This is a genomic window from Rathayibacter sp. PhB179, from assembly GCF_004345345.1.
GTDB lineage: Bacteria > Actinomycetota > Actinomycetes > Actinomycetales > Microbacteriaceae > Rathayibacter > Rathayibacter festucae.
This window is the reverse complement of record NZ_SLVD01000004.1, coordinates 210,046-223,108: the sequence shown is the minus strand read 5'-3', so window position 1 is coordinate 223,108 and position 13,063 is coordinate 210,046. Positions and strand designations below refer to the sequence as shown.

The following is a 13,063-nucleotide window of genomic DNA, read 5'->3' as shown; positions in this document are numbered from 1 at the left end:
CAGGCGCGAGTGCCGCCTGCCCCTGGTCCTGCTATCGACCGGCGGGAGGGGTGGTGGTCTCGGCGATGTCGTCGAGGGTCCTGCCCTCGGCGACGACGCGCTGCGCCTCCTCCGGGACTCGGAGCCAGCGGACGGAGATTCCGGCGAGGACGTAGAGCGCCGCGAAGATGATGGTCACGCCGCCGGCACCCAGGGGTGCGAGGAACAGCGCGACGATCAGCGGTCCGATGAACGTGGCGGCTCCGGCGCCGAGGTTGAGCACCGCGATCGAGTTGCCCTTCTGGCCGGGGGCCATCAGCGACATCAGGACGGAGATCGGGGTGAATCCGGCGAGGGTGATCCCGAACAGTGCTGCGCACAGGGCGGAGACCCAGTACTGGTCGCTGACGTACATGGGGAGGAAGTAGAAGGCGAGCACGCTGACGGCCGAGCCGATGCAGCCGAACCAGCGCAGCGTGCGGTGCCATCCGAGCCGGTCGCTGAGGACGCCGAAGAAGAGGTTCGCGAAGATGTTCGCCGCTCCGAGGATGAAGACGAGCTGCAGCCAGCCGGCAGTGCCGAAACCGAGGTCGACGGCGAAGACGGTGGGGAAGAACACGAACAGCCCGAACTGCGGGGCGGTGTTGACCACTCTGACCAGGCAGCCGAGGCCGACGCGGGGCTGGGTGAAGGCGATCGCGACGCTGTTCACGAGACTGCGACCCGTGCTCACGCCGGGGGCGGCGAGACGGCCGCCGCCGCGAGCCTTGCGCAGCCCCACGAGGGAGACGAGTCCACCGAGGACGACGAGGCCGAGCGAGATCCAGAAGGTCTCATAGGCACCGAGAAGAGGAACGGTGCCGGAGGCGACGAGAGAGCCGAGGGTCGGCAGGCCGCCGGTGAACGCGAAGTAGAACCAGCCGACGGCCGAGCCGAGGCGGTGTGCGGGGCTGGCGCCGAGGACCCAGACGAGGAACCCGTAGGCGAAGAACGGGTAGGCGATGCCGCGGAGTCCGTAGACGATCAGCATCAGCGTGAAGTTCTCCGACGGCAGCGCGACCGCGAGGAAGACGACCTGAAGACCGGCCCAGAGGACCAGGCCGATGATCATCACCCGCCGAGGTCCCCAGACGTCGGACAGGGCACCGGAGAGCCAGGACCCGAGAGTGACCATCAGGCCGTAGACGGTGATGATGACCGCGGCATTGGTCTCGGATCCTGCGCCGTTGTCGGCGAGGTAGGGGGCGATGTAACCCGACTCGACGCCGTCTCCGATCATGAACAGGAGCAGGCCGACGAATCCCCAGACCAGGGGCTTGGGCAGACCGATCTTCTCGATGAACGAATGCGGCTCGGGTCCTTGAGCGCGGATGCTCGTCGTCGCTGACATACGAATCCTTTGGTCACGAATGCGTGGAAGGGGGAAGTGGACGCCTGCGCAGCAGAGCGGCCGGCCGCGGGTGGTCCCGCCGGCGTCGTCACCGATGCGCTTGCCAGCAACATACGGTCTGTACGTACAGACAGTACCATGAGGACTGGTGATACAAAACGACGCGTTCGGATCGGCCGCCGCTCGTACCTCAGCCACCTCGAAAGGACCGACGACGTGACCTCCGACAGCGCCCCCGTCTACCAGCACCCCGACCGCAACCTGGGAATGGAGCTGGTGCGAGCGACCGAAGCGGCAGCGATCCGCTCGAGCCCCTGGATCGGCAAGGGCGACAAGAACGCTGCGGACGGCGCAGCCGTCGACGCGATGCGCGCGTTCCTCGGCACCGTCGACTTCTCCGGCCTCGTGGTGATCGGCGAGGGCGAGAAGGACGACGCGCCGATGCTCTTCAACGGCGAGATCGTCGGATCAGGATCAGGCCCCGCCTGCGACATCGCCGTGGACCCCATCGACGGGACATCCCTGACCGCAGCCGGACGGCAGGACGCGCTCTCGATGATCGCCGTCGCCGACCGCGGATCGATGTTCGACCCGTCCGCCGTCTTCTACATGGACAAGCTCGTCACCGGCCCCGAAGGAGTGGGAGTCGTCGACATCCGCCGTCCGATCGGCGAGAACATCCGGGCGCTCGCTCGCGCCAAGCGCAAGCACGTCGAGGAGATGCGCGTCGCCGTGCTCGACAGACCCCGCCACGCCCAGCTGATCGACGACATCCGTGCCGCCGGGGCGAGCACGCGCCTCCTCCTCGACGGAGACGTCGCCGGCGGCATCAACGCCGCCCGCCACGACTCCCGGATCGACATGTGCGTCGGAACCGGCGGCACTCCCGAGGGCATCATCACCGCCTGCGCGATCAAGGCGCTCGGCGGAGTGATCCAGGCCCTCCTCCTGCCCAAGGACGACGAGGAACGCCAGCGAGCCCTCGCCGCAGGACACGACCTCGGCCAGGTGCTCCACGCGAACGACCTCGTTCGCAGCGACAACACCTATTTCGTCGCGACGGGGGTCACTGACGGAGGCCTTCTCCGTGGCGTCCGCAGCAAGGGATCACTGATCCAGACGGAGAGCATCATCCTCCGAGGCCGCTCCGGCACGGTGCGCCGAGTCAAGGCGGAGTACCGCGCCGAGACCTGGGTGTAGCTGCACGGCTCCGGCCCGCTGCGACCGCGACGTCCTTCGCAGCTGTATTACCTCGGCGCTGTGGAGGGTCATGCAGAGACCAATTCCTCCGCACTGTCAGTCACGTGCGAAGGACGACTCGCATCTGCTCGCGGATGTCGTCGCAGATCTCCTGGTTGGTGGAGTGCACGTGCATCGGCGATGCCAGGCTCACGAAGGCGGTGGCCGAGATGGTACGAGCGAGCAGCGCCGCATCTTCTGCTGTCAGTCGGCCGTCGCGCTGAAGGATGTCGGCGTAGGCGGTATCGACCCGCTGCATGAGTTCGAGCCCGACGCGGTGGTGTGGTTCTTCAGCGTCGCCGAAGACGATCTCGCGGAGGTAGGTACGACCGTTCTCGATTTGCCTACGGTTGCATTCGACGACGGGCTCGACGAGGGCCATGACGGCGTCGAGTGGACATGAAGCCGCTGCGGAGGCTTGAACGCCGACTTCGATCGCTTGGGCGTAGTGGGTGTTCTGTACCAGCAGCAGCAGCTCGGCTTTGTTGCGGGCGTAGAGGAAAAGGGTGCCGGTGCCGATGTCGGCCGCGTCGGCGATCTGCTGCGTTGTCACGTCGTCGACGCCGCGACGACTGAACAGCTCGTCGGCGGCCGCGGTGATGCGGTCGAGCTTCTGCTGTTTGTTGCGTTCGCGGCGGCCGGGAGCTGAGCTGGCGGGGGAGGTCATCAGGAGTCCATTCTACAGCGCTGACCCACCTCAGTCACTTGCGATCGCACTCGTAAATGAGTACGCTCATAAAAACTGAGGAGATGAACCCGATGAAGGCCTACACGATTACCCGGTACAAGGGTGAGGTCACAGAAACGGATGTTCCCGAGCCGATCCTGGGCGAGCACGATCTGCTGGTACGCGTACACGCTGCTGGCGTGAACCACCTCGACGTGAAGCTCGCTGAGGGTGAGTTCAAGGCGATGCTCCGCTATGAGCTGCCGTTGACTCTCGGCCACGACGTCGCCGGAGTGGTCGAATCCATCGGCCCGGCCGTCACCCAGTTCGCGGTCGGTGACGAGGTCTTCGCCCGTCCTACCGATTTTCGCATTGGAACCTTCGCTGAGCGCATCGCGATCGCCGATGCCGACGTAGCACTCAAGCCCGCGTCGCTGTCCATGGTCGACGCCGCATCGTTGCCGCTGGTCGCTCTCACCGCATGGCAGGCGCTGGTGGAAAGCGGTGACGTCACTGCGGGCAGTCGTGTGCTGATCCACGGCGGCGCAGGCGGCTTCGGTTCAATCGCCATCCAGCTCGCGAAGGGCCTTGGAGCGTACGTCGCCACGACTGCGAGCGGCTCGAACGCCGAGTGGCTCCGCGAGCTCGGTGCCGACGAGGTGATCGACTACCGCTCGCAGCGATTCGAGCAGGTCCTTCAGGGCTACGACCTCGTGGTCGACGGTATCGGAGGGGAGAACCTAGAGAAGTCGCTGCGGGTGCTGCGCCCGGGCGGGCGCGCGATCGGCATCGCCGGACCCCCAGACCCGGCGTTCGCTCGCGCGCTCGGCCTCAACCCAGGCCTTCGGCTTGCGATCGGGGGCCTCAGCGCGTCCATTCGTTGGCAGGCGCGGCGACTCGGCGTGAAGTACACCTTCCTGTTCATGCACGCCGACGGCCGCCAACTTGCCGAAATCGCGGCGCTGGTCGAGGCGGGAGTGCTGCATCCCGTTGTCGGCCGCGTGTTCCCCTTCGCGCAGACCCCCGCTGCGCTCACCGCCCTCGAGCGCGGGGGCCTGCGCGGCAAGATCGTCATCGCCATGGACGACTGATCAAACCAGTCACTTCCGCCCAGTCCGTCCCCACCTCGTCACATCCCATCCCTCGTCAAGGAGCAGTTCATGCACTCACTTCTCGGAGCCGTCGTTCTGGTGACCGGAGCCAACGGCGGGATCGGATCCGAGTTCGTTGCCGGCGCCCTCGCCCGCGGCGCCGCCAAGGTCTATGCCACCGCCCGCAACCCGCGCAAATGGGACGACGACCGGGTCGTGCCGCTCGCGCTCGACGTCGCCGACCCGCGCTCTGTAGACGCGGCGGTTGCTGCTGCTCGCGATGTCACCGTGCTGATCAACAACGCCGGCATGCTGCCGCCGACGGCGAATCTTCTCGACCTCTCGGTCGATGACCTCCGGGCCACGATGGAGATCAACTTCTTCGCCCCCGTGCTGCTTACGAAAGCCTTCGTCCCGGTGCTGACCGGGAATCGAGAGTCGGTGCTGATCAACATGCACTCGGTCGCGAGCTGGTATGCCTTCGGCGGCGCCTACAGCGCTTCGAAGGCCGCGTTCTGGTCGGCGACGAACTCGTTGCGTCTGGAACTCGAACCAAAGGGCACTCTCGTCGTCGGCGTGCATGTCGGCTATGTCGACACCGCCATGGCCGCCCACGCCAACGGCCCGAAGATGTTCCCCGCCGACCTCGTTGCCCAGGTGTTCGACGCTGTCGAAGCAGGCGAGTACGAGGTGATCGCGGACGAGATCACGGCCTCGGTCAAGGCCGCCCTGAGTGCCCCCGTCGAGGCCCTCTACCCCGAGTTGAAACGCTGAGCCTGAATCGCATAGCAACGGACAGGACCGTCAACAGGCAGCGACTCTTCCGCCTACCGAGAGCTCAGTCCGAGGAGCGGCCTCCTCGTGGTCTTCCTCGTGACGTTACAGGGACGCCTGTGAAGAATGACCCCCGCATATCGACCTGATCACCGAACGCCGGCACGTCATCGTCCTCGTCAACATCATTATGGGCGGCTCAACTGACCTCCTGGTCTTCACCCTGCCCATGCTGATCGCCGACGGCGATTACCACCGCATAGTGCCCTCAGTGCTGTTCACCGATTCGTGCAGACGGATCACCGACTCCGAGCCCGTCTGCTACCTCGACTCCAGGCACGGCAGTATCTTCCAGTCCTACGCGGAATCCTCAACTCGCGTCGTCCAATTCCTCGGCCGCTGAATATGGCGGCCCCGCACAAGCAGCGCGATGTCGTCCGCGATGCTCGGTGGTCGACAACTTCTGTCGCGGGTGAGCGCTTAATGTTCCTCACCAATCGAAGCTGCGAGCAATGACACTCCCGGGCGACTACGGATCTTTTTGCCATAGCTTCAGTACCTTTTCGCCCCCAGATGGCTTGGTGTACCACGCTGAGAGGGCCCTGCCCCGCGGAGGACGCAGAACCCCCTCTTACGTGTCTCAGTAGGACGAGTACGCCGTCACCTCGTCGATGCTCCACCAGTTGGTGGCAGCTCCCGTCTGGGTGATGCGGATGAACCGGGCCGTCGTCGGCGGAATCGAAATGGGGCGCTTGTAGCCGTAGCCCACGCCGCTTGTGGCCGTTCTCCAGTTCGTCCCGTCGGTCGATACCTCGATGGTGAAGCTGCGCGGGTAGTCGTCGGGTGACCCAGCGGCGGTTTCGAGGGTCACCATGGCGAGCCGCTTGGAGGATCCCATGTCGATCCGGTACCACTCCGCTCCGCTCTGCGAACGACCGCTGTACCAGGCCGAGCCGTTCAGGCCATCGATGCCTGCCGAGGGCGGCGTCCCGTTCGCGGATGTCGACGCTGTCGCCGTCCAGCCGCTGTGGCTGATGGCGACCGGCGAGAAGGTGGACAAGCCGCCGGCGTACTTCTTGACCGTCTGGACGAAGCCGGTGTTCTTCGTGAAGTGGTCGGTCGTGAATTGCTTGAGTTTCGCGATGAATGTCGCAGGATCGTCGCTGTTGATGACCGGGACGGGGGCCTGGTTGTCGTAGTACATGCCCCAGTAGCCGAAGGCGTCTTTCGCCGCTCCTCGGACCTTGTAGGTCCAGTTCGACCAGGAGATGTTCGACGCGTTCATGCCGGCCATCCATTTCGCCCAGAGATCGTCGTTGTAGTACAGGGAGTACTCGCCGTTGAGCAGCGGGACTCCTGGGTCGGCGAGGCGTGAGGGTGCAGCGGCGAGCTCGTTCTCGACCAGCCGGTTCTGCGCATTCCAGTCTCTCGGGCTGGACATGTCGTAGGGGTGGAGCTGGTACATCACGTTGGTCCAGCCGTAGGTTTCCGGGTCGGCGATGGAGTCCATGCCGAGGAAGGCCGCGAGCACGATCAGGTGGTCGGGGTCGACTGCGCGGACGGCGTCGTAGAGGCGGTCGAAGTAGTCGTTCTTCTTCTTGAGGTCGTCGGCGTCCTCGTAGGCGTCGATCAGTGGCTCGTTGATGAGGTCGTAGCCGGCGACCGCGGGGTTGCCGCGGTAGCGGTTCGCGATGGCGGTCCAGATGTCCTCGACCCAGTCCTGGTAGGTCGCGTTGCCCCAGAAGCCGTTGGGTGCGGGGCCGATGCGTCCGCAGCTTCCCCAGGGGCATCCGCCGCCGGGGACGGTGTGCAGGTCCAGGAGGACGTACATCCCTCTCTCGGAGGCTTCCTGGGTGATCCAGTCGACCTTCTTCCAGGGGTCGGCCTTCCAGGTGCCGTCGAGGTTGAGGAAGGTGCTCCAGCCCATGGGGACGCGGATGAAGTTCAGACCGGTCGCGGCGATGGCGTCGAGGTCGCTCTCCGTGATCCAGGCGTCCTGGTGGGCGTCGAGCACCTTCTGTGCGCCGGCGGTGCCGAAGCGCGAGGTCAGGGTGTTGTTCAGGGAGTAGTCGTCGCTGTAGAGGCCGGCGGTCAGTTCGCCGATCGACCACCACTGCAGGGCCGAACCGGTTTGCGTGAGGCGGAGGTAGCGGGTGGCCTGAGCGGGGAATCCGATCGTGGTCACCTTCACATCGCCGATTCCCGTTGCGACGCTCTTCCAGTTGGCGCCGTCTCGCGAGAGCTCCAGCCGGTATCCACGCGCCCAGTCACCCTCGTCGGTGGTGTTCTTCGCCGTGTCGATCGAGAGGTTGTTCAGGGTCTGCAGTGATCCGAGGTCGATCCGGACGGACTGACCTGGCGCCTGCGCGACTCCTGTGCTCCATCGCGTGGCGGGATTCCCGTCGACTGCGTTCTTGATGTCACTGCCGACGGAGGAGGTCACGGACCAGCCGTTGCGGTCGAGGTTGCTGCCTGCGGCGATCGAGAGGTCGGCGATCGTCCACCACTGGGCGGCAGTCCCGTTCGAGGTGATCTTGAGGTAGCGGCCGTACTTCCATGCCTTGAAGTCGGCCTCCACGATGCGGTTGGTGCCGTACCCGCTGGCGATCGGGGTGAAGTTCACGTTGTCGTCGGAGGTGGCCATCTCCCACTGTCGAGGGAAGTCGTTCGAGGCTGCGGCGCCTGAGTCGAGGAAGACCCGGTCCATCTCCACTGTGCGGCCGAAGTCGACGGTGTAGCTCTGCCCCGGTGATTGAGGTGTGCCGCTCTGCCAGGTCGTCGCCAGATCGCCGTCGACACCTCGTGGAGCAGAGGAACTCGCAGAGCTGGCCGTCGCCGTGAACGGGCGATTCGCGAGAACCGCATCGAAGAAGAGATTCAGCTCTCCGACCGACCACACCGCTCCGTCGGAGGCCGTCTGCGTGAGCCGGAGATACCGCGCGTCCTGCTGAACGAACTTGACGGTGGTGCGCCCGCTCGTGCCGGGCTGTTCGGCGACGTTGCGCCACGTGGTCGCATCCGAGGACGTCTCGACCCTCAACGCGTGGGGATACTGGCTTGCTGAGCTCGAGTCGAGAGTCAGCCGGTTGAAGCGGGTGGGCGCGCCCAGATCAAGGAGAAGCCAGTCCGGGTTGCGCTTGCCCGAGGCGGTCGTCCATTCGGAGGACCCCGATCCGTCGATCGCCTCGGAGCCACTTCCTGTGGAGGCGCTCACCGACCAACCTGTGCGATCGGTCGCGAACTCTCCGAGGGGGGACATCCAGTCCTCCTGGGTGAGCCATCCGCCGACGTTGGTGCCGCGCAGATTGACGGTGTCTCCGGCCCCGGAGCCGGTCTTCAGCACGTTCCCACTGGCTTTGATGAAGTCCGCCGAGGTGAGTGAGGCGGCGGACGCCGGCGACACTGCCGCCACCGAGCCCACGACCAGCGCGGCCGCAGCGAGCGCGGCGGGGAATAGATACTTCCTCATGATCCTCCTTGATCGGATGAGCACGTCGGAGGCTCTGTATCGACATCCGTCGAACGGCACCCCCGCCGAACAGGTCCCACTCTTCTCGCCGAGGACCCGAGCGTCAACCAGTTCACACTAAAAGTGTAAATCAGTTGACGAGGAGATGCTCAGGTCCGTACGGTATGGCCTGCTACCCCAGCCGAGCGCCGTAAAACCCCGACGGTCCGCTCGCTCTCTCCCCGTCGCCAGCCCGCGACGCTCCCTCGGCGCGCCCGCACCCTGGCGGCGTCTTCGAACCCTGGTGGTCATTACAAGGAGGTAATACCCATGTTCCGTGCTCCCCGAAAGTCGGCGTTCGCCGCCGACTCCCCACCGCCCTCGCGGCGATACCGCTCCCTCCGGGCATCCGCCCGTCGCTCCGCGCTCACTCGTGGTGCCGCCATCGTGGCCACCGCCGTCGTGCTGCTCTCCGGTCAGTCGCTCCTCGCGGCCCCGGCGCAGGGCGCGACTCCGGTCGCTGTCGACCCGAACTGCCCGTGGACGGACCCGACTCGCTCCCCCGAGGACCGCGCCAACCTGCTCCTGGACGCATCGACGATCCAGCAGCAGTACCGGTGGCTCAACGAGGCCTCGGCGAACGACGTGGGCTTCACGGAGTTCAACACCGCCGGCGGTCTCGGGCAGCCGCCCGGACCCCCGGTCACCTACCCCGAGCACCCCGACTGCGTGCAGTTCAACGCCGACATCGACGGGCCCTGGGGCATTGCCTACGGCACTGGAACGACCGCGTTCCCCGTTCCCGTCTCGCAGGCTTCGAGCTGGGATCTCGGTCTCACCGCCGACAAGGGCGCCGTGATGGCCGACGAGGCCTGGAAGCAGCAGTACAACACGATCTTCGCGCCCGGCATCGACATCGTGCGCACCCCCTGGGGTGGCCGCAACGCCGAGTACCTGGGCGAGGACCCGCTGCTCGCCGGCTCCCTCGCCGCCGAATGGGTCACCTCCCTTCGCGAGAGCAACCCCGGTCAGCCCGTCGCCTCCGTGCTCAAGCACTTCGTCGGCAACCAGCAGGAACTCGACCGGGGAACCAGCTCGTCGAACATCGACGAGCGCACTCTGCATCAGCTCTACCTGCAGCCCTACGAGATCGCCTTCGACGCCGATCCCGCCGGCGTCATGTGTTCCTTCAATCAGCTCAACGGCGTCTACGCCTGCGAGGACCCGGAGCTGCTGACCACGATCCTGCGCGACCAGCTCGACTTCAAGGGCTTCGCCGTCACCGACAACGGAGCTCAGAAGTCGACCGTCGCCGCCCTCGACGCGGGCCTGGACCAGGAGCTCAGCCTGCCGAAGTACTTCGCTCCCCCCGCTCTCGACGCCGCGCTCGCCTCCGGTGAGATCACGGCGGAGCAGATCCGCACCGCGGCATTCCGGGTGGTCCGCGCGAAGTTCGCCAGCGGAATCCAGGACTTCCAGCTTCCCGACTCCGGCCGGTACAGCGACGTCCGCACCGCCCGCTCCAGCGAGGTCGCACTCGAGATGGCGGAGAAGGGCTCCGTTCTCCTCAAGAACGACGACGATTTCCTTCCGCTGAGCAACGAGCCGCAGACCATCGCCGTGATCGGCCCGACAGCCTCGAATGAGATCACCGCGGACCCGGCCTACGCGCAGGGAGGCGTGAGCGCCCGCACGACGTGCACGTCACCGCTCTACGGGAACACGTTCGCCTCCACCGTCATCGACTGCCACCAGGTCGCTCCCCTCGACGCCATCAAGGCACGCGCAGCCGAGAACGGCAGCACCGTCGTCTACAACAACGGCAGCGACCCGGCCGCCGCGGCAGCTGTGGCTGCGGACGCCGACGTCGTCATCGTCTTCGGCTTCAACTTCGCGGGCGAGTTCTTCGACCTCGACTCGCTGAACCTGTTCAAGGACGGCGACGCGCTCATCGAAGCCGTCTCCGCCGCGAACCCGAACACCGCCGTCGTGCTTCAGACTGCAGGACCGGTCCTCATGCCCTGGCTCGACAGCGTCCCGTCGGTCCTGGAGACCTGGTGGTCTGGAGACCGTGGCGGCGACGCCATCGCCGGTCTGCTCTTCGGCGACGTGAACCCCTCCGGCAAGCTGCCCGTGACCTTCCCGAAGGCCCTCACCGACCTGCCTACCGGCACCGGCGACAACGCGCAGTACCCGGGAGTCTTCGCAGACGGCTCGACCACCCGCGTCGAAGGCTCGGACGAGATCCGTCAGGTCGACTACACCGAGGGTCTCGAAGTCGGCTACAAGTGGTACGACGAGCAGGGCATCGATCCCTTGTTCGAATTCGGTCACGGCCTGTCCTACACGGACTTCGCCTACTCGAACCTGAGCGCGAAGGCGGAGGTCGACAAGACCGCTGGCACCGCTCGCGCCACCGTCAGCTTCACCGTGAAGAACACGGGCGACGTCGCCGGAGCGGAGATCCCGCAGGTCTACCTCACCTTCCCCGAGGCGGCCGACGAACCCGGCAAGCGCCTGATCGGATTCGACCGTCTCGAGCTCGCCCCCGGTGAGCAGCGCACGGTGGAAGTGGTCGTGGACTCCGAGGCGAGCAACCACCCCCTCTCGATCTGGGACGTGGACACCGACTCGTGGACCACGGTCGACGGTGAGTACACCCTCTCTGTCGGATCGTCCTCTCGTGACCTGCCGCTGCAGAAGTCGATGAGCTTCACGGCCGCGCCGCAGACCGCTCCGGTCGCCACCACGGCGCCCTCGATCTCCGGTGACCCCCAGGTCGGGAAGACCCTCACCGCGAACCCCGGCGAGTGGAACCAGAGCGGTCTGAGCTACTCCTACCAGTGGCTGCGAGACGGCACGGCGATCCCCGGTGCGACGAAGTCCACCTACCGTGTGCTCTTGGCCGATCAGGGCAAGTCCCTCACCGTCTCCGTGACGGCGACTCCTGCTTCGGGGCCCGCCGGCACAGCGACGAGCGCGGCAGTGTTCGTGAAGTCGGCCGCACTGGTCATCGGCGTGCCGAACAAGCTCACAGGGACGACCTCCACGTCCTTCACGCTCGCCGTGAGGGTCCAGCCGCTCGCGAAGAACGTCACCGCAGAAGGGACCGTCACCGTCAAGGTGGACGGCAAGACCTTCACCGGGACGCTCTCCAACGGAAAGGTCTCCATCCCGATCGGGAAGTTCAGCCCGGGCACGAAGAAGATCACCCTCTCCTACGGAGGAAGTGACACCGTCGCATCAGCGAAGGGCGTCTCGGTCATCGTCGTCAGACGCTAACCGGACGACGTAAGACCCGAAGGGGGTGGCGAGCCAGTGCTCACCACCCCCTTCACCCATTCCCCCGCCAATGCACCGAAACGGCTGGGGCAGAACTCCAACCCCTTCGACCCCGCTTGAGAGTGCGCGGCAGCGCCGGGGCCGATCAGGAAGAGGCGACGCGCGAGGACGTCCGTATCCGCAGTTCCGGTTCGAGCTGGAAGTGGCGCGCTTCACTGCGGCCGCCCTGGATCCGCTCGAGCAGCATCGTCATCGCCGCCCGACCTGCCTCGACGCCGAACTGATCCACCGTCGTCAGGGAGAAGAAGGGATGACTGGCGAGGTCGATGTCGTCGTAGCCGACGACGGAAATCGCTCGACGAGTTCCCGAAGCCTCCGCCACAGCGCGCAGCGCCCCGACCGCCAGAGTGTCGTTCCCAGCGACGATCGCGGTCGGAGGATCGGGCTTCTCGATGAGGGTCTTCGCCGCTCGGTAGGCGTCCATCTCGAAAGCGTCGCAGTAGACGACGTCAGGCGACAGGCCGTCCTCGTGCATCCGATCCAGATAAGTCGTCAAGCGGATCGCGTGCGGCGCTCGAGCGCCCTCCTGATCGATCGCCGGCCGGACGGTCAGATGGGCGATTCTGGTGTGGGTGAGGGCGCGGAGGTGGTCCATCACCAGGCCGACCCCAGCAGCGTCGTTGTTCGTCACGGTGTCGTACGCGGCAGAGGCGTCGTGGCGTCCGATCAGAACGAGGGGAATGGTGCGGGCGAGGTTCTCGAGCCACTCGGGTGTCACCTCCGGCGAGATCGCGAGGATCCCGTCCACCTGCCGGTCCGCCAGGGCGTCGAGCACCGGTGCACCCCTGAGCTCGCCGATCCCCGGCGCCATGATCAGCTGGTACTGCGAGCCGGCGAGCGTGTCGCCGACGCCCTGCATCACCTGGTTGAAGAAGTCGTTGCCGAGCTGCGGAAGCTCGAAGCCGATTGTGAAGCTCGGACCGCGCATAGATCGGGCCGCGATCCGGGGACGGTATCCCAGACGGGCGATCGCCCCTTCGACCCGCTCGCGCATCGCGGGGGACACTCCGTAGGCGTTGCGGATCACCTTCGACACCGCACCTTTGGAGACGCCCGCTTCCGCCGCGACGTCGTCCATCGAGGGTCGGCGGAAGGAGCTTGCGCGCTCCTGCTGGTCGAGAGTCATCACCCAC

At 66.1% G+C, this 13,063-nt stretch carries 8 protein-coding genes; 4 read left to right on the top strand and 4 right to left on the bottom strand.

Annotated features, from left to right (window positions below; all coding sequences use genetic code 11):
- Positions 1–31 precede the first annotated feature (31 nt).
- Entirely contained in the window at positions 32–1,369 is a 1,338-nt protein-coding gene (locus tag EDF43_RS10530) for an MFS transporter (RefSeq protein WP_132436704.1), read from the bottom strand.
- A gap of 216 nt (positions 1,370–1,585) precedes the next feature.
- Here EDF43_RS10530 and glpX point away from each other — a divergent pair, with 216 nt between their 5' ends.
- Positions 1,586–2,569 (top strand): class II fructose-bisphosphatase, encoded by a 984-nt coding sequence (glpX, locus tag EDF43_RS10525; RefSeq protein WP_132436702.1) that lies wholly within the window; start codon positions 1,586–1,588, stop codon positions 2,567–2,569.
- A gap of 100 nt (positions 2,570–2,669) precedes the next feature.
- Here glpX and EDF43_RS10520 read toward each other — a convergent pair whose 3' ends face one another.
- Entirely contained in the window at positions 2,670–3,275 is a 606-nt protein-coding gene (locus tag EDF43_RS10520) for a TetR/AcrR family transcriptional regulator (protein ID WP_132436700.1), read from the bottom strand.
- A gap of 92 nt (positions 3,276–3,367) precedes the next feature.
- On the opposite strand from EDF43_RS10520, the gene EDF43_RS10515 reads away from it, so the two are divergent.
- The gene (locus EDF43_RS10515) at positions 3,368–4,366 is read left to right on the top strand and encodes an NADP-dependent oxidoreductase (protein ID WP_123734179.1); all 999 of its coding nucleotides are present in this window, start codon (positions 3,368–3,370) and stop codon (positions 4,364–4,366) included.
- A gap of 69 nt (positions 4,367–4,435) precedes the next feature.
- A complete protein-coding gene (locus EDF43_RS10510; RefSeq protein ID WP_132436698.1) occupies positions 4,436–5,140 on the top strand; it encodes an SDR family oxidoreductase in 705 nt (234 codons plus the stop codon).
- A gap of 640 nt (positions 5,141–5,780) precedes the next feature.
- On the opposite strand, the gene EDF43_RS10505 is transcribed toward EDF43_RS10510, so the two are convergent.
- Positions 5,781–8,609, bottom strand: a complete 2,829-nt coding sequence (locus EDF43_RS10505) for a discoidin domain-containing protein (RefSeq protein WP_132436696.1) — start codon at positions 8,607–8,609, stop codon at positions 5,781–5,783.
- Positions 8,610–9,035: 426 nt separating this feature from the next.
- Between EDF43_RS10505 and EDF43_RS10500 the strand changes: the two genes are divergently transcribed.
- Positions 9,036–11,870 carry a glycoside hydrolase family 3 C-terminal domain-containing protein gene (locus EDF43_RS10500; protein WP_165909076.1) on the top strand — a complete coding sequence of 945 codons (2,835 nt, stop codon included), beginning with the start codon at positions 9,036–9,038 and terminating at the stop codon, positions 11,868–11,870.
- Between the two features lie 145 nt (positions 11,871–12,015).
- On the opposite strand, the gene EDF43_RS10495 is transcribed toward EDF43_RS10500, so the two are convergent.
- Positions 12,016–13,008, bottom strand: a complete 993-nt coding sequence (locus EDF43_RS10495; protein WP_243646277.1) for a LacI family DNA-binding transcriptional regulator — start codon at positions 13,006–13,008, stop codon at positions 12,016–12,018.
- Positions 13,009–13,063 lie beyond the last annotated feature (55 nt).

Coding starts and splice junctions, on each gene's coding strand:
- EDF43_RS10515 (WP_123734179.1), top strand. CDS start 3,368: ATGAAGGCCTACACGATTACCCGGTACAAGGGTGAGGTCACAGAAACG.
- EDF43_RS10505 (WP_132436696.1), bottom strand. CDS start 8,609: ATGAGGAAGTATCTATTCCCCGCCGCGCTCGCTGCGGCCGCGCTGGTC.
- EDF43_RS10530 (WP_132436704.1), bottom strand. CDS start 1,369: ATGTCAGCGACGACGAGCATCCGCGCTCAAGGACCCGAGCCGCATTCG.
- EDF43_RS10520 (WP_132436700.1), bottom strand. CDS start 3,275: ATGACCTCCCCCGCCAGCTCAGCTCCCGGCCGCCGCGAACGCAACAAA.
- EDF43_RS10495 (WP_243646277.1), bottom strand. CDS start 13,008: ATGGACGACGTCGCGGCGGAAGCGGGCGTCTCCAAAGGTGCGGTGTCG.
- EDF43_RS10510 (WP_132436698.1), top strand. CDS start 4,436: ATGCACTCACTTCTCGGAGCCGTCGTTCTGGTGACCGGAGCCAACGGC.